Source organism: Acinetobacter cumulans (assembly GCF_003024525.3).
Lineage (GTDB): Bacteria > Pseudomonadota > Gammaproteobacteria > Pseudomonadales > Moraxellaceae > Acinetobacter > Acinetobacter cumulans.
The window spans coordinates 817,577-836,257 of sequence record NZ_CP035934.2; the positions used below are offsets into that span (position 1 = coordinate 817,577).

The 18,681-nt window shown below is 41.0% G+C and carries 9 protein-coding genes; 6 read left to right on the top strand and 3 right to left on the bottom strand.

Annotated elements, in window-relative coordinates:
- Positions 1 to 25 precede the first annotated feature (25 nt).
- Positions 26 to 793, bottom strand: a complete 768-nt coding sequence (locus C9E88_RS03895; RefSeq protein WP_106986559.1) for a hydroxymethylpyrimidine/phosphomethylpyrimidine kinase — start codon at positions 791 to 793, stop codon at positions 26 to 28.
- 100 nt (positions 794 to 893) lie between these two features.
- Here C9E88_RS03895 and C9E88_RS03900 point away from each other — a divergent pair, with 100 nt between their 5' ends.
- From C9E88_RS03900 to C9E88_RS03925, 6 genes are all read left to right on the top strand, one after another.
- Positions 894 to 1,538 carry an HAD-IA family hydrolase gene (locus C9E88_RS03900; protein ID WP_106986560.1) on the top strand — a complete coding sequence of 215 codons (645 nt, stop codon included), beginning with the start codon at positions 894 to 896 and terminating at the stop codon, positions 1,536 to 1,538.
- A 524-nt stretch (positions 1,539 to 2,062) separates the two neighbouring features.
- On the top strand, positions 2,063 to 7,831 hold the full coding sequence (locus C9E88_RS03905; RefSeq protein ID WP_162368825.1) for a SwmB domain-containing protein: 5,769 nt from the start codon (positions 2,063 to 2,065) through the stop codon (positions 7,829 to 7,831).
- 148 nt (positions 7,832 to 7,979) lie between these two features.
- Positions 7,980 to 9,164 (top strand): low temperature requirement protein A, encoded by a 1,185-nt coding sequence (locus C9E88_RS03910; protein ID WP_106985471.1) that lies wholly within the window; start codon positions 7,980 to 7,982, stop codon positions 9,162 to 9,164.
- Positions 9,165 to 9,453: 289 nt separating this feature from the next.
- Complete coding sequence (locus tag C9E88_RS03915) at positions 9,454 to 10,734, top strand: carbohydrate porin (protein WP_106985472.1); 1,281 nt, start codon at positions 9,454 to 9,456, stop codon at positions 10,732 to 10,734.
- A gap of 165 nt (positions 10,735 to 10,899) precedes the next feature.
- Positions 10,900 to 13,302, top strand: coding sequence for a glucose/quinate/shikimate family membrane-bound PQQ-dependent dehydrogenase (locus C9E88_RS03920; RefSeq protein ID WP_106985473.1), 2,403 nt, complete (start codon positions 10,900 to 10,902; stop codon positions 13,300 to 13,302).
- A 232-nt stretch (positions 13,303 to 13,534) separates the two neighbouring features.
- Positions 13,535 to 15,643, top strand: coding sequence for a TonB-dependent receptor (locus tag C9E88_RS03925; RefSeq protein ID WP_106985474.1), 2,109 nt, complete (start codon positions 13,535 to 13,537; stop codon positions 15,641 to 15,643).
- 47 nt (positions 15,644 to 15,690) lie between these two features.
- Here the strand turns inward: C9E88_RS03925 and C9E88_RS03930 are convergent, their stop codons facing one another.
- Together C9E88_RS03930 and C9E88_RS03935 are read right to left on the bottom strand one after the other, a co-directional pair.
- Positions 15,691 to 16,761, bottom strand: a complete 1,071-nt coding sequence (locus C9E88_RS03930; RefSeq protein WP_106985475.1) for a hypothetical protein — start codon at positions 16,759 to 16,761, stop codon at positions 15,691 to 15,693.
- Between the two features lie 94 nt (positions 16,762 to 16,855).
- Complete coding sequence (locus C9E88_RS03935; protein ID WP_106985476.1) at positions 16,856 to 18,145, bottom strand: ribonucleotide-diphosphate reductase subunit beta; 1,290 nt, start codon at positions 18,143 to 18,145, stop codon at positions 16,856 to 16,858.
- Positions 18,146 to 18,681 lie beyond the last annotated feature (536 nt).

Below are 18,681 nucleotides of genomic sequence, written 5' to 3' on the forward strand. Positions count from 1 at the left end.
CCCTGAATGATTCAGGGCTTTTTGTTTAAAAACGCTTAGGAATTTTTTGGCCACCCTCAACAGGGGACTCGGCATTTTTTAACACACCAAATAGCCATGTTTCGGCATGTTGTACTGCAGTTTTAAGTGCATCGCCTTGAGCTAAACGACCTGCAATAAAGCTGGCCAGTGAACAACCAGAACCATGGTATTCACCTGCTAAGCGTGGGCAACGGGTTTCTGAAATTAATTCACCCTGTATATATAAGGCATTACGAATATATTCAGGTGTATCTTCATGTCCACCTTTGACAAGGACTGCTTTTGCACCCATCGCAAATAATGTTTGCGTCGCCAGATCTAAATCATTTTCACCTGTAAGCGCACGTAGCTCAACTGTATTTGGCGTAATGATGCTAGCCAATGGAATGAGTTCGGCAAAAGCTTTAACCAAAGTCGCTTGATTGCCCAAAGAACCACCACTATTGGCCACCAATACAGGGTCCAATACATATTGATAATCTGGGTGTTGCTGTAAAAATTCAGCCAGCGCTGCAATGTTATCGGTCGTGCCTAACATACCCGATTTTACACAGCGAATAGGAAGGTCATTTATGACAGCATTGGCCTGCGCAAGAAGCAATGCTTTAGGCGTGGCTTCAAAACCAAATACCTGCTGCGAGTTTTGAATGGTCAGCGCAGTACAGGCAATGGCTGCATGTGCACCACTTTGGCCAATGGCTTCAATATCGGCTTGAAGCCCAGCACCACCAGAAGGGTCGAGGCCTGAAAAACACAGCACTGTAGGGCGCACAAGGATATCCTTCATTGAATAAATATGCGTTAGTATAGGCAACTTTGAAAGAACACTCGAGTGCATTTTTGCTCTGCGTAAATCAAGCCAAGGAACACTTGTGATTAAAAATATTTTGATAGATTTGGATGGAACACTGACTGACCCAAAAGTAGGGATTACGACATGTGCGCGTTATGGTTTGGCTAAAGTTGGGCATCCGATTGCAGATGATTTGAATATTGATTGGATTATTGGACCACCACTGAAAGCATCATTGGCTCGAATTTTACAAGTCAGTGTAGAGGATGACTTAGCCGAGCAGGCTCTATTGGGCTATCGTGAACGATTTTCTAGCATTGGTTTATTTGAAAATATGGTCTATGCACAAGTAGCAGAGACCTTAAAGCACTTACAGCAAAAGGGATATGCTTTATATGTAGCGACTGCAAAGCCCACCATTTACGCAAAGCAGATCTTAGAGCACTTTCATTTGGCCGAGTATTTTAAAGTCATTTATGGCAGTGAGCTGAACGGTGAACGTACAAATAAGGGGGATTTAATTGCCTATATTTTGCAACAAGAGCAGCTAGACCCAAGTGAGTGCATTATGGTTGGTGATCGTGAATATGACATATTGGGCGCGCGTCGAAATGGAATTGAAACAATTGCAGTGACCTATGGTTATGGCACGTCGGAAGAAATAGAACATGCACAGCCACGTTATAAAATAGACAGTTTTAATGCATTAATAAATTTGGTTTAATTAGTATTTTTATTCCTTCTATATATTTAAGAGAAATTTAACTTCTTATTAAATATATAGAGGGTTTTTAATATCTTTGTTTTAAATAAAATATTTATTCGTGTTTATTAAATCGTTTTATATTTTTGTACTACATAAATGGGATTTTCATTCCTATAGAGCTGACTGTGTCATTAAATATTTCATCATGTAGCGTTATGTAAGTTTTTAGGTTGTTTATGTATTTTGGTAACAAAAAATAATAATTACAAAATCATGTCGTTTGCTTCGCTAATTGTTGCTTTTCTTGTGATGTTTATCTCATGGGTTCGCGCAAATGAGATTTTTTTATCAAATAAAAAATACAATTAAAATCATTGATCTAAACTTAATTTGAGCGGAGGTGATATATCGCACTGATCTAACGATGCATTGCACTTTTTTGGGGCGATAAATGGCATTTTTTTGAGGCATCACTACTGCTATTAACAATGATGGAAGTAAATCAAGTTAGAACCATCATAAAGTATTTGTGGAGTTTCAAAATGACTATAAAAATAGAAGTTCTCTCAAAAGATAATGGATCAATTATTGATGTAACTCAATCAAATAATATTCATTTGGTTAAAGAATCAATTGTGAAGATTGATATTGATTATAATGATGTTGCAAGTATAACTCGACAAGGTGATGCAGCAATCATTACTTTGAAGAGCGGTGAAATAATTACAGTTGATAATTTTTTTACAATGCCGGTAAATTCAAATTATTTAGTATTTGAGCATGGTAATAAGTTATATTGGGCTGAGTTTACGGATGCTCAAGGCAATGTTTTTACCGATCTTATCAGTTATCATCCATTAGATTCGAGCTTGGTTGGAGCAACAGGTGGTGGAGGTGTTTTTGCTGGAATATGGCCTTGGGCTTTAGGGGCTGTAGCTATTGGTGGTGGAGTTGCAATTGCCAGTAATAACTCAAACTCAAAAGATTCAGCACCTACAACCAGTGATACGACAGCACCTGATAAACCTCAAATTACCGCCTTCGACGGTAAGGTGCTACAAGGAAAAACTGAGCCAAATGCTGTTGTTAATGTGAAGGATACTACGGGGAATTTGCTCGGTTCTGCAATTGCAGATAGTAATGGTAATGTCACTATCAATTTTCAGCCACCTTTGACTGAAGGTAAAATTGTAGATGTCACTGCTGTAGATCAGTCTGGTAATATTTCAGATAAAATTCAAACATCTGTGCCAGATAGTACAAGTCCGCAGATGACCAGTGCCGTGGTAAATGCTGCAGGCGACATTATTTTAGGTTTTAACGAAGCACTAGATCCAAATGCCAATATAAATCCAGCAAAATTTATTGTTGTTGTGGATGGAAAAGTTGTTTTACCTGCCGAATATTCAGTAAGCATCAATGGTCAGCAAATAGAAATAAAATTAGATAATAAAATTTATGCAGGTCAGGATGTTCAAGTTATTTATACAGATACAAACCCAAATGTGAATGACAGCACTGGCGTCATCCAAGACATCGCAGGCAATGATGCCAATGGCTTTAGCACCAACAACTTAATTGGTGGTCTGGTCAACGGCTCGACCCAAACCCCGCCAGTGACACCAGACACAACAGCACCGTACTTAAGCAGTGCAAGCGTTGCGACGGATGGTAAGAGCATCAGCCTAAGCTTCAGTGAAACATTAGACTTTGGGGTAAAACCAGCAGGGGCACAATTCAATGTCTTGGTGAATGGCCAATTACAGACCATTAGCGATATAGATGTCAGCATCAACGGCAACACCGTGACCCTCATACTGCCACAAACCATCTACAGCACCGATGTGGTGAACGTGGTCTATGCAGACAAAACACCAATCCTGAATGACAGCACTGGCGTTATCCAAGACCTTGCAGGCAATGATGCCAATGGCTTTAGCACCAACAACTTAATTGGTGGTCTGGTCAACGGCTCGACCCAAACCACGCCGGCGACACCAGACACCACAGCACCGTACTTAAGCAGTGCAAGCGTTGCGACGGATGGTAAGAGCATCAGCCTAAGCTTCAGTGAAACATTAGACTCTGGGGTAAAACCAGCAGGGGCACAATTCAATGTCTTGGTGAATGGCCAATTACAGACCATTAGCGATACAGATGTCAGCATCAACGGCAACACCGTGACTCTCATACTGCCACAAACCATCTACGGCACCGATGTGGTGAACGTGGTCTATGCAGACAAAACACCAATCCTGAATGACAGCACTGGCGTTATCCAAGACCTTGCAGGCAATGATGCCAATGGCTTTAGCACCAACAACTTAATTGGTGGTCTGGTCAACGGCTCGACCCAAACCACGCCGGCGACACCAGACACCACAGCACCGTACTTAAGCAGTGCAAGCGTTGCGACAGATGGTAAGAGCATCAGCCTAAGCTTCAGTGAAACATTAGACTCTGGGGTAAAACCAGCAGGGGCACAATTCAATGTCTTGGTGAATGGCCAATTACAGACCATTAGCGATACAGATGTCAGCATCAACGGCAACACCGTGACCCTCATACTGCCACAAACCATATACAGCACCGATGTGGTGAACGTGGTCTATGCAGACAAAACACCAATCCTGAATGACAGCACTGGCGTTATCCAAGACATCGCAGGCAATGATGCCAATGGCTTTAGCACCAACAACTTAATTGGTGGTCTGGTCAACGGCTCGACCCAAACCACGCCGGCGACACCAGACACCACAGCACCGTACTTAAGCAGTGCAAGCGTTGCGACAGATGGTAAGAGCATCAGCTTAACTTTCAGTGAAGCATTAGACGCTGGGGTAAAACCAGCAGGGGCACAATTCAATGTCTTGGTGAATGGCCAATTACAGACCATTAGCGATATAGATGTCAGCATCAACGGCAACACCGTGACCCTCATACTGCCACAAACCATCTACAGCACCGATGTGGTGAACGTGGTCTATGCAGACAAAACACCAATCCTGAATGACAGCACTGGCGTCATCCAAGACATCGCAGGCAATGATGCCAATGGCTTTAGCACCAACAACTTAATCGGTGGTCTGGTCAACGGCTCGACCCAAACTCCGCCAGCGACACCAGACACCACAGCACCGTACTTAAGCAGTGCAAGCGTTGCGACGGATGGTAAGAGCATCAGCCTAAGCTTCAGTGAAACATTAGACTCTGGGGTAAAACCAGCAGGGGCACAATTCAATGTCTTGGTGAATGGCCAATTACAGACCATTAGCGATACAGATGTCAGCATCAACGGCAACACCGTGACCCTCATACTGCCACAAACCATCTACAGCACCGATGTGGTGAACGTGGTCTATGCAGACAAAACACCAATCCTGAATGACAGCACTGGCGTCATCCAAGACATTGCAGGCAATGATGCCAATGGCTTTAGCACCAACAACTTAATTGGTGGTCTGGTCAACGGCTCGACCCAAACCAAGCTTATTGCTACAGATGATACGCTTATACTTGATATTATTTCTAAAACAACAGTAGCCCATGCAGCACAAACCAGTAGCAATTTAGATGTGATTGGTCTTTTGGATTCAAACTACAACGCTGGCAATAGTGCATCCGTTACCGTTGCAGCAAATAGTGCAGGTACGCTTTCGATCCAAATTAAGCAGACAGCGTTAGTATCTGTTGCCAATGCTTTTAGATTGGATGTTATTGATGCGACAGGTAAGGTGGTTTATTCAGCAGTAACATCGAATTCTTTACTTGGTAACGTCGCTGGCTTGCCTGTTTTAGGTTTACTTGGAAATGATACTTTAGCTGCCACAATTAATGGACTTGAACCGGGTACTTATAATGTTGTGGTACGTAGCGACTCAAGTCAGTTAAATCAATTGGTACAAGGCTTAACGATTGCCGATTTGGGTGCCAATGGTATGGTTTTAGGTGCTGATAATCAGGTATTGATCGTAAATGCTGTTAAAAGCGCACTCGGTGGCGGTGCAATTGCAGATAGTATAGGTGTGCTATTAAATGGCATATTAACACCATTGAATGGCTCGGGTTTGGGTGTTGTTGTTGGTGAAATTACAACATTGCTAAATGCTCAAAGTGGATTGTTAGCACCGTTATTTGTTACAGGTGGGTTATTAACATTAACGGATAAAGTCTTGGATGCTGTATCGCAGGCTTTGTTAAACAATACTTTGACTATACTGCAAGATACGAACATTACTACGCAGTTAACCGAAACTGTATTTGGTGATTTTGATCAAGTGGGTAACGTGATTACAGGTGTTGGCGGTGCTTCAGCAGATACGCCAGCTATAGGCTCTGAGCTTATAAAAGTTACCTTCAATGGCAAAGATTATTTCCCAGATAGTCTTACAAATAAAATTACGGTTTATGGTGTGTATGGCAAGCTCGTTATTGATAAAACAGGGGATTATACCTATATAGTCACTAATGCAAATTCTGTTGGTCAGTCAGATAGTTTTAGCTATACCATCAAAAACGGTACAGATCAGGCCAGTGCAGTCCTTAAAATCAATATTGTTGATCATACAGTGGGACAATTAACTGCTGTACTTGCTCAGGATACGGGATCTCTCGCGACGGATCATATTACTTCAAATGGTAAAATCAATATCGATGGGCTTGAACAAGGGGCTACATGGTATTACAGCAAAGATGGTACGACATGGGTTCAAGGTTCTGGCAAAAGCTTCACTTTGACAGATGGAACTTATAATAATCTGCAAGTTAAACAGGTTGATACAGCTGGAAATAGTTCAGTTACAAACTTACCTGTGATTACGGTTGATACGACAGCACCTAAGCTTGCCATTTTAAGCGCGCAGGATGACACAGGTTCAAGTCAAGGAAGCTTATACAGTGGTGGCTCAACCGATGATACGCAGCCGACTTTATATGGTACTGCTGATCCTGGTGCAAGTATTAGTCTTACATTGCCAGATGGTACGTTAACATCTGTAATAGCTGATGCAATTACAGGAAAGTGGTCTTATACACAACCTACAGCTTTGGCGATAGGCACACATACTTGGTCGGCAACTACGACAGATGTAGCTGGAAATCAATCAACATCTACTTTTGATTTATCAGTAAAAGGTGCTGACCCAGTGATTGCCAATACACTACCTGTGGCGATTATTCAAACAGGTTCTTTACTTGGCTTGGTTGGCGCAGATTTACTTGGTGTTCTGAAATTGGAAGATCGACCATTTGCTGCCTATGATGTAAATAATGATTTGAAACAAGTAGAAATATCTCTTGTTTCAGTAATGACTTTAGCTGGAGGCTGGAAATATTCAACAGTACTTGCAGATCAGTTAGGTCTTCAAGTTGTTCAAACTTATGATGCAGGTGTATTAGGAGCTATCGCTGCAACTTATGGATTAAGAATTTCGGCGTCGGATGGGGGATTGGTTTCTAATGCTGCTATTTTAGAATTCTTAAGCACAGTCCATCAGTCAGCCTTACTTGGATTAAATGTGGCAAGTACATTAATAGTAGATGTGTGGGATGCGACACAATCAGGCATACCTAGTCCTACTTCTACAATACCTACATTTATTGCAAATGCATCCCCAATATTACCGCTCGTACCGATAATTCCGACGCCTCAGTCTCCAACAGGTCAATCCACTACAACCTTAGCCGATGTGAAACTGTTGGGTGCATCGCCGACTTACTTTGATCAAGCCGCTGATTATGATCAGCACGCTAATAGTACAGATGTCCGAATTTATGGATCAACTGGAAATGACACGTTAACAGGCGGTTCAGGTCATGACTTGTTAAGAGGTGGTGACGGCACAGATACATTAAATGGTGGTGCTGGTAATGACACACTCTTTGGGGGAGCAGGCGATGACGAATTGATTGGTGGTACAGGCAAAGATCTTCTGATTGGTGGTGCAGGGAATGATCTGTTAAGTGGTGGCGCTGGTTCAGACACCGTAATCTTTGAATTGCTGAACGCGGCGGATAATGATGGTGGCAATGGCCTGGACACATGGAATGATTTTCATCTTGGCAATGTAAATACTGATACAGAGGCAGATAAAATAGATATTTCTGCGCTACTGGATAGTAATGTGAATGCAGGTAATTTGGATCAGTTTGTGAAGTTGACTTATGACAGTGGCAATAAAACAATGACTGTTTCAGTCGATCGGGATGGTTCGGCAGGAGCACACGCTGCTGTTGATTTATTAATTTTAAACAATCAAAACACAGATTTTTCACTGGAAGATTTACTGAAAAACCAACAAATTTTATTTTAATTCATGAGATAGAAAATCCCGCCTTGCGCGGGATTTTTTTATTTTGTAATTCAACTTGTATGAAAGGAGTGAATTTGAAAAAATTTGTTTAAATAACTTTAAATAACTTTAAATAACTTTAAATAACTTTAAATAAAAAGCGTATTGAATGCCAAATACTCCTCCTACAATTGCACAGTGGTTAAAGCCACTATCAGCACGTGATCCCCACGAAAAGCACCGTGTTGCGACCTCGCTCGAATTACTTTTTGATTTAATTTTTGTGGTTGCCATTGCAACAGCAGGGCAACAGCTACACCATGCAATTGTTGAAAATCATTTAGCTCATGGCTTAATGCTCTATGGCATGGTGTTTTTTGCGCTTTGGTGGGCATGGATGAACTTTAGCTGGTTCGCTTCTGCTTATGACAATGACGATGCTTTTTATCGCATAGTGACTTTTGTACAGATTATTGGTTCATTGGTCATTGCCGCGGGCATTCCTAGCGCATTTCAACAGCAAGACTTCGATGTGATTATTATTGGTTATGCCATTATGCGTTTGGGGCTAGTCACACAGTGGTTTAGGGTGGCCAAGCATGATCCCGAACGGCGTAAAACTGCATTACGTTATGCAAGCGGTATTATTTTAGTGCAATTGGGCTGGTTGTTTTTTCATTTTTCCCCTGTCAATTTTACTGGTTATTTGTTCATTTTACTGGTCATTGCGGAACTATGTGTGCCTATGTTTGCAGAATCAGCTAGCCGTACGCCATGGCATGCCCATCATATTGCTGAGCGGTATTCGTTACTGACCATTATTGTATTGGGTGAATCTATTGTGGGATGTTCGATTGCCATGACAGATGCATTATCCAATCAGCGCTTTAGTACTGAGCTTATTTTTCTCATGATTGGTGGCTTGGTCATGATGTTTACCATGTGGTGGGCATATTTCGACAGTGAAATCGCGGAGCGATTAAATAGCAGAAAAATGGCCTTTGCATGGGGTTATGGGCATTTCTTTGTGTTCATTAGTATTGCGGCCTTAGGTGCCAGCTTGGCTGCGGCCGTAGATGTAGTTTCACATGAGGCCTTAATTAGCTCAATGCGTGAAAGCTATTTTGTGGCAACTTGTTTGGTTTTATACACCACCAGTTTATATGTATTACATGAGGCACATCATCAGGTAGGTTTTAAAAAGCTGTTGTATCCACTGACTGTCGTGATTGTGCTAGCTATTCCACAATTTATTGAGCCTGCTGGCTATGCCATATTTGCCATGGCCGTAGCGTATGCTTTACGCTTGATTTTAGCGAAAAGCTTTATTGCACAGCCGAAGAATCAAGTTTGATTGAGTGAATTTTTCACATCTTCCACAAAAAAAATCCTGTCTCGGCAGGATTTTTTACATAAACAGAATTGAAAGTTTGACTAAGATTTTATTTATCTTTTTTTGTTTATTGGTTTTAATTTGACTATTTATTAATAATCAAGTATTTAGTTGTGGATTTTTAAATTATTAAAAATATGTATTTTACAAAAAATCACCAAAACTAATACTTTTTAAATATTATTTACATTAAAAAAATATAAAGGGAGTACCATAAATATACATAAATTGTGATCTAGGCACTATTTAAATGAACCTCTCTTCATTAAATAAGGCTGTATATGCAACTTTAGTGGTTTTTTTATTTTCTAATTCAGTTGTTTATGCGGCAGATGCATTTAATCCAGAAAGCCAATGGATGTTGGGTGACTGGAATGGACAACGTACCGAACTGCAAAATAAAGGTTATGACTTCAGCTTTGGCTATACTGGTGAAATGGCCACTTTGCTTGATGCCAAAAAATCATCAAATCATGGCACAGAGTATGCTGATCAATTCGCCTTGGGTGCTCACCTTGACTTGGAAAAAATTGCAGGCTGGAAGGACACCGAAGCGCAAATTACCGTGACACAGCGTAACGGACGCAATCTTTCGAATACTTCTGATGCGCTGAATGGACATCTGAGTTCTGCTCAAGAAGTATGGGGCCGCGGTCAAACATGGCGCCTGACAGACTTTTGGATTAAGAAACAATTCTTAGATCAAAAGTTAGATGTGAAAGTCGGCCGTTTTGGTGAAGGTGAAGATTTCAACAGCTTCGACTGTGATTTTCAAAACCTTGCGCTTTGCGGTTCGCAAGTTGGGAACTGGGTAGGCGACCAATGGTACAACTGGCCCGTCAGTCAGTGGGCTGCCCGTGTGAAATATAGTATTCGTCCAGATGTGTTTGCCCAAGTCGGGGTGTATGAATACAACCCAGAAAACTTAGAACGTGGCAAAGGCTGGAATTTAAGTACAGACGGTTCACATGGCGCGATTATTCCTGCAGAAGTGGTTTGGTCACCTAAAGTAGGTGCAGCCAAATTACCGGGTGAATACCGTGCGGGTTACTACTACAGCACAGCAGATGCGAATGTCATCAACAGCCCTGTCAATGAAAAAGATCATCATCAGGGCGGCTGGGTCGTTGCTAAGCAACAACTGACTGCACATAAAGATGATGCATCACGCGGTTTAAGCGGTTTCGTTAACCTCACAGTGCATGATTCTGACACCAATAATGTCAGCAATATGCAAAATGTCGGCTTGGTGTACAAGGGTGCATTTGATGCCCGTCCGAAGGATGAAATTGCAATTGGTGTAGGCCGAATCAGCATTAATGATGATGTGAATGACGCCAAAATTGCCAATGGCACCGTGGATGCCCGTGGTCTGCAAAGCGAAGAGTATGACGCAGAAATTTATTACGGTTTTCATGCCGCAAACTGGTTAACCATTCGCCCGAATGTCCAATATGTACGCCACGTGGGTGCATATAAAAATGGCGAAAATGCTTGGATTGGCGGTATTAAATTCAATACCTCATTTTAAGTGCGTGTTCTTAGTTGCAAACGTACTATTGATTCATACGGCACTTTGATGCATTGATGATTAATGCATGTTGATGGTATCACTGCATTTGGAACTAAGAATAATAAGGTGCCCGCGGATTCCCCATCCATCGGCTTTCTATAGAATCTTTTAAAGGTGTTCAACATGAATACTTCGACATCAGGTTCAGTGCTTAAAACGATATTGGCAGTAGTTGCTGCAATCTTCGGTTTAGGCCTACTGATTGGAGGGATTTATCTTGCAGTACTTGGTGGGTCTTGGTACTACATCATTGCAGGTATTCTCTTCATCGCAACTGCAGTTCTATTACAAAAGCTAAAAAGTTCTGCACTTATTGTCTATGCCGTACTTGTACTCGGTACTGTGGTGTGGGGGCTTTGGGAGGTTGGTTCAGACTTCTTTGCGCTTGCACCGCGTTTAGATATTTTAGGTGTTTTTGGTTTATTGCTACTTATTCCAGCAGTAACCCGTGGTTTTGATGCATCGAAAACCGCACAAATGGTGCTGGGCGGTTCATTGCTAATTACGATTTTAGTGATGATCTACTCTATTTTTAATGACCCACAAGAAGTTCGTGGTGAGTTAAAAACTCAGCAACCCGCACAGCACGCAGCAATTCCGGGTGTAGCGGATGAAGATTGGCCTGCTTATGGCCGTACACAATCAGGTTTGCGTTATTCTCCGTTAAAGCAAATTAACTCAGACAACGTCAAAGATCTGAAAGTGGCTTGGGAATATCACACAGGTGAGTTTAAAACTGAGAATGACTCAGGTGAAACCACGAACCAAGTCACACCAATTAAAGTGGGCGACAACATGTACATCTGTACAACCCACCAAAAATTGACAGCGTTGGACCCTGCTACGGGTAAGGCGAAATGGACTTTTGATCCGAAGTTAGTCGCAGACAATACATTCCAGCATTTAACCTGCCGTGGCGTATCTTATTTTGATGCAAATAATACCGTTGGTTTTGAAGCAAGCTTAGCTGCCAAAAAAACTACGTCTGTTGAATGTCCACAAAAAGTGATTCTTCCTGTGAACGATGGCCGACTTGTTGCGGTAAACCCAACTACAGGTAAACCATGTTCTGACTTTGGTCATAATGGTGAAGTCGATCTGCAAAAAGACATGCCATTCCCTTATCCAGGTGGTTATGTGCCAACATCACCTCCAGTGGTAACAGGTACAACCATTATCATTGCTGGTTCAACGACAGATAACTTCTCTACAGAAGAACCATCTGGTGTGATTCGCGGTTATGACGTGAATACAGGTGAACTGCTTTGGGTATTTGATACAGGTGCGGAAGATCCAAACAAAATTCCAGCACCGGGTCAAAAATATGTTCAAAACTCACCAAATGCATGGGCGCCTTTAGCATACGATGCAAAACTTGATATTGTTTACGTTCCAACAGGTGTCGGTACTCCAGATATTTGGGGCGGTAACCGTACGAAGTTACATGAACGTTATGCAAACTCAATGCTTGCCTTGAATGCCACTACAGGTAAATTGATTTGGAACTTCCAAACCACACATCATGATTTGTGGGATATGGATGTACCATCTCAACCCTCACTGGCAGATATTAAAGACAAAGATGGCAATATTGTTCCAGCCATTTATGTATTGACTAAAACAGGGAATGCCTTTGTACTTGACCGTCGCAACGGTAAAGCGATTGTGCCAATTACAGAAAAACCTGTTCCGCAAACAGTGAAACTTGGTCCGCAAACTAAAGGCGAGTGGTACTCTAAAACGCAGCCATTCTCTGACTTTGATATGGCGCCTAAAGACAAATTGACTGACAAACAAATGTGGGGTGCCACTATGTTTGACCAATTGGTGTGCCGTGTTGCGTTCCATAAATTGAACTACGATGGTATTTATACACCGCCATCTGAAAATGGTACTTTGGTTTTCCCTGGTAACTTGGGTGTGTTCGAATGGGGCGGTATGTCGGTTAACCCTGATCGTCAAATCGCTGTAATGAATCCTATTGGATTGCCATTTGTAACCAAGTTGATCCCTCAAGATCCAAATCGTAAACAAACTGCCAAAGGCGCGGGCACTGAAGCGGGTGTTCAGCCAATGTATGGTGTACCTTACGGTGTTGAAATCAGTGCATTCTTATCGCCATTTGGTCTGCCATGTAAACAGCCTTCTTGGGGCTTTGTGGCGGGTGTGGATTTGAATACACATGAAACAGTTTGGAAACGCCGCATTGGTACCATTCGTGACAGTATGCCGGGCATTCCATTGCCACCATTTAAAATGGGTGTGCCAATGTTGGGTGGTTCAATCTCAACTGCGGGTAACGTGATGTTTGTGGGTGGTACACAAGATAACTATATCCGTGCCATTAACGTAACCAATGGTGATGAGCTTTGGAAAGGTCGTCTTCCTGCGGGTGGTCAAGCAACGCCAATGACTTATGAAATAAACGGCAAGCAATACGTTGTGATTATGGCAGGTGGTCATGGATCATTTGGTACCAAAATGGGTGACTCACTGGTTGCCTATGCATTGCCTGATCAAAAATAAGTAAGTCGATGACTCACATTAAAAAAGCCTGATTCGTCAGGCTTTTTTTATCCAGATTTTTAGAGAGCATTGAAAACGATTGACGCATAAAAGTGATGTTGATTTGTTGCTAAAAAACCATATCACACAATATGTCATTAGAATGTTCAAAAAAATACAGATTTTAAAAATAGATAATGTGCTCATGTTGCACAATTTTTATTGAGTGACTTAAATATAAGGTTTGTCATTTATGTATGATCAGCAGAATTTCCCATTTTTAAAAACGACGTTATCTTTATTGATTGCATGTATTGGACAGAGTGTTTATGCGGTAGATGACACAACAAAAGTTCAAACATTAGATACCATTGTCATAGAAGCCACTCGAACTGATCGAGATGTCATGGCGACACCTGCATCTGCGTATTACATCCAGCAAGAGCCACAAAAAGGCATGAACGTTAACCTGTCCGAAGCCTTAAAAGGTGTGCCGGGTTTACAGCTGAATAACCGTGAAAACTATGCACAAGATTTGCAAATTTCCATGCGGGGTTTTGGCGCTCGTTCAAGTTTTGGTGTACGTGGAGTGCGTTTATATGTTGATGGAATTCCTGCGACCATGCCAGATGGACAAGGCCAAACGTCGAATATTGATTTAAATAGCCTTGATCATATTGAGGTTTTGGGTGGCGGACTGTCTTCACTATATGGCAACTCATCAGGCGGCACAATTCTAACCACAAGCCGTGAAGGGCAAGGGCAGGACTCCATTACGTTGGGTTACTCAGGCGGTAGCGAAAATAAAGGTCAGGCCAGTGTTGTACTGCAAGGCGGTGCAAAAAATGCCAACGAACCGAGCTATATATTAAGTTCATCTTATTTTGATACAGATGGTTTTAGAGATCACAGCGCGGCTAATAAAGTTTTAAGCAATGCAAAACTGACGTGGAATTTAGATGATGGTTCTAAAATTAATTGGATAACTAATTACGTTAAAATTGATGCAGATGATCCGGGTGGTTTAGAGAAAAAAGATTGGAAAGAAAATCCTAAGCAAGTCGCAAAAAATGTATTGCTATACAACGCTCGCAAAGATATTGAGCAGCTGCAAACAGGTTTAACGTGGAATAAACCGATTAATGATCAGCACGAAATTTATGCCATGGCCTATGCAGGGCAGCGTTCAGTCACGCAATATCAATCGATTCCGCAAACAGCGCAGGGCGGTGCCAATCATGCAGGCGGTGTGATTGATTTTGATCGTAATTTTTATGGTACAGATCTGCGCTGGACAGGCAAAGAACTTTTGCCTAATTTAAAACTGATTGCGGGTGTTGCAATAGACGCAATGACTGAAGAACGTCGCGGTTATAAAAACTTTATTGGCGAAACCTTGGGGGTTAAAGGTGAACTTCGCCGTAATGAAGACAATACTTTATGGAATCTAGATCCTTATCTTCAAGCATCTTATGCGATCAATGATGCTTTAAGTGTTGATGTGGGGTTGCGTTATAGCAATGTGCATTTTAAAACCGAAGATCATTTTTTAAGTAATGGTGATAACTCAGGTAAAACGGATTATCAAAAACTGTTGCCCTCACTGGCTTTGAGCTGGCAGATTGCTCCTGAACTGATGGCTTATGCGAGCTATGCGCAAGGTTTTGAAACGCCTACATTTACTGAAATGGCTTATCCAGCAGTCACAACAAACACGCCTTTTAGTTTAAAAGCGGCCGAAAGTGAAACCTATGAGCTGGGTTTAAAGTCGGATAATGCACTGGGGAAATTTACCGCTGCTGCGTTTTATACCCTGACTCAAGATGACATTGTGCCTCTTAAAAATGAAGGCGGTAAGGCAACCTTTCGTAATGCCGACCAAACTTTAAGACAAGGCATTGAATTGTCATGGCAAAAAGATGTATGGCGTGATTTGACCGCACAAGCCAGCTATAGCTATATAGATGCAACTTTTGATAAAGACACGGTAGATATTGCAGGGATTAGCCCAATTCCAAACGGCAACAATATTCCGGGGATTGCCAAAAATCAGGCGTTTTTAGCTTTAGGGTGGAAACCTGAAACTGGTTTACACGCAGGTGTTGATGTGCGTTATAGCGATAAAGTTTATGTAGATGATATTAACTCGGATACAGCACCGAGTTATGTGGTTGCTGTTGCAAATATCGGCTACAAATGGACAGTGAATGACTGGGCATTTAATACCTTTACACGTGTGGATAATTTATTTGATAAAGATTATTCGGGTTCTGTGATTGTGAATGAAAGTAATAAGCGCTTTTTTGAGCCAGCAGAAGGGCGAAATTGGAGTGCGGGCTTGAGTGTGACGAAGAGTTTTTAATAGAAATATCATTGTTGCAGCTTTTATTTTTATTTATGTTGAAAAGATCATTCGATGGCTAACTGCGGAGAGTCATCGATATTCGATTCAGGGGGGTTACGAAAATAATCAATCTGTAAAAGCATTGGCCCTAAATAAAGAGGTAACAGTATTAAGAATAGATAAATAAAAATGGTATTTTTCTGCTCTTGATAGGTATTGATCATCGCACTTTTTGGGATAGATAGATCAGTACTGCTAAGTGATAGCAAAAGTACATGGTGAGTCGTATATTGATTTATATTTTTTGCATAACCAATGCGGACAGGTTTTTCTGAAAGTGAACTGAGACGATCACAGGAGTCGTAAGTATCTATGAAATCGCAGTAAATCGTGAAAATATCCCCTTGTGCAGTATGTAGTTCGGTATCTGTCCACGACCTGCGACTTTTACCTGAACCGACGGATTTATATTCATTATGGATGATCCCTTCAACAAAGTTTTCCCGAATAGATAAGAGTTCTTGGCTTTGAAACTTTAGTGTTTCTGGGTATTTATGTAATTCATAGAGTGTTAATTGAAAGAATAATAATGTAAAAACAAAACTATGCCAGATCAATCCAGTATGGGTTAATTTATTATCTTGTATAAAGATGATCATAAAAATGATTGCAATGATAAGTAGATAACAAATGTGAAATTTTAAGCCTAGAAAACGATCTGAATTACACACCCACAATGCAATACAGGAGTAATACATACTACAACTATAAAAGATGAGTTTTTGGCGTTTATTGAGAACTTGAATACGTTTAATTTTGTCTTTTAAAGAAGTTTCCTTTTTGTCACATTTTTCTGTACTAGAACTTTCAACTTCTATCAGTTTGTTATGGTCTTGGTCGATTTGTTGTACATACGAGACTAGCTGATTTTTATCAGAAGAAAGGGCTGTAACTTTTTTACTATCTGCTTGATAGTAGAAATAGACCGAAGCATTTTTATATAAAGTTGTGTCTTCAATTAAAATGGTGTCAGCATCAAAAATATAATGCTGTTTTTCAGATTGAATGATGCCTGAACGATTATTTCCAGAATAATAGTGAATAATGCCTTGCTGAATCAGCGGAGCTTCTGTCATATTTTATTTTAAGTTTTTGATTTTAATGAATTCTAACATTATTTATTGAAATAAAAAATCCCGCCATTAGGACGGGATTTTTTGAATCTTTCGATTACCAGCTTAACGCACCACCAGTTTGGTAGTCAGTTACGCGAGTTTCAAAGAAGTTCTTCTCTTTACGCAAGTCCATCATTTCTGACATCCACTGGAATGGGTTATTCACACCAGCAAATTGCTCAGGTAAACCAAGCTGACTTAAACGACGGTTACAGATGAATTTCAAATATTCTTCCATCATGCCAGCGTTCATACCCAATACACCACGTGGCATCGTGTCACGCGCATATTCGATTTCAAGCATTGTACCTTCAAGAATCATTTGAACAACTTCTTCTTGGAATTCAGCAGTCCAAAGGTGCGGGTTCTCAATCTTGATTTGGTTAATCATGTCGATACCAAAGTTCAAGTGCATAGATTCATCACGTAAGATGTATTGGAATTGCTCAGCAACACCGTTCATCTTGTTACGACGGCCCATAGACAAAATTTGACTGAAACCACAGTAGAAGAAGATACCTTCAAGTACACAGTAGAATGCGATCAAATTGCGAAGCAAGATTTGGTCAGTTTCAGCTGTACCTGTTTGGAAAGTAGGATCACTTAACTGTTGAGTATATTTTAAGCCCCACGCAGCTTTACGTGCTACAGATGGAACTTCGCGGTACATGTTGAAGACTTCGCCTTCATCCATACCCAAAGATTCGATACAGTATTGGTAAGCATGAGTGTGAATCGCTTCTTCAAACGATTGACGTAAAATGTACTGACGGCATTCAGGGTTGGTAATGTGACGGTAAATCGCTAATACCAAGTTGTTTGCAACCAATGAGTCAGCAGTCGAGAAGAAACCAAGTGAACGCATTACAATCGTACGCTCATCTTCAGTTAAGCCATTTTCAGACTTCCATAACGCGATGTCCGCAGTCATGTTAACTTCTTGAGGCATCCAGTGGTTTGCACAACCGTCTAGGTATTTTTGCCAAGCCCATTCGTATTTGAACGGTACAAGTTGGTTCAAGTCAGCACGACAGTTAATCATCGCTTTGTCGTCAACTTGAACACGTTGCGCACCCATTTCCAACTCTTCTAAGCCTGGTGCTACATCTAAATTACTTAGGGCAGCAGATGCTCTTTCCAACGAATTGGTTGAATGTGCTGTTGCTCCTCGGGCTGGATTGGTTCCAGCGGGTTGTGCAACTGCCAAATTCGTCTGTGGTTGCTGTGCATGAGATACCACTTGCGAATCAGCCGCTTTTTGCGGTTCGACGGGCGCAGGCTGCTGTGCTGGTGCAGCTTGTTTCGGTTCATCATCTTCGAAATCGTCCCAACTTAGGATAGACATATCAATTCTCACAAATTATACGCTTCACTTATTTACAAAACATGGATGAATGTCTTAAAAACAAACAAACATTTTGTAAAGTTAGGCGATTTAGTTATTTAATAAATTTGGGAGGTATTGTAGTTTTTATTGGCTAAATTTGATAGATGAGTCGGATGCTAAATTAACCATTGAAGTTATAATTGTCATATAATTTTTTGATTTTTATAGCATTAGTTGTTGTTTATGTTTTATTGAAAAAATCAATAAAAATCATTGACTTATATTTTTAATCCACGTCGAAAATCCCCGATAGAATCGAGGTCTTTAAGAAAAACTAGTCGGTGTTGGTATGATCGAATTCACGCGGTGACTAGGAAATAAATAAGTTTTAAGTCTAGATAAACACGCAGTATTATTTATGTTGATTACGCGATTTATGGGCTTTGAACCAGAAATAAGCAATTGGAACGTAAAAGGTCAAAATAAAGGAAACTACCAAAGCAATTAGCCCTATTTGATAGTTATGAGTCATGTGCATCATGGTTCCCCCTTTA

Coding starts and splice junctions, on each gene's coding strand:
- C9E88_RS03905 (WP_162368825.1), top strand. CDS start 2,063: ATGACTATAAAAATAGAAGTTCTCTCAAAAGATAATGGATCAATTATT.
- C9E88_RS03910 (WP_106985471.1), top strand. CDS start 7,980: ATGCCAAATACTCCTCCTACAATTGCACAGTGGTTAAAGCCACTATCA.
- C9E88_RS03915 (WP_106985472.1), top strand. CDS start 9,454: ATGAACCTCTCTTCATTAAATAAGGCTGTATATGCAACTTTAGTGGTT.
- C9E88_RS03920 (WP_106985473.1), top strand. CDS start 10,900: ATGAATACTTCGACATCAGGTTCAGTGCTTAAAACGATATTGGCAGTA.
- C9E88_RS03925 (WP_106985474.1), top strand. CDS start 13,535: ATGTATGATCAGCAGAATTTCCCATTTTTAAAAACGACGTTATCTTTA.
- C9E88_RS03930 (WP_106985475.1), bottom strand. CDS start 16,761: ATGACAGAAGCTCCGCTGATTCAGCAAGGCATTATTCACTATTATTCT.
- C9E88_RS03935 (WP_106985476.1), bottom strand. CDS start 18,145: ATGTCTATCCTAAGTTGGGACGATTTCGAAGATGATGAACCGAAACAA.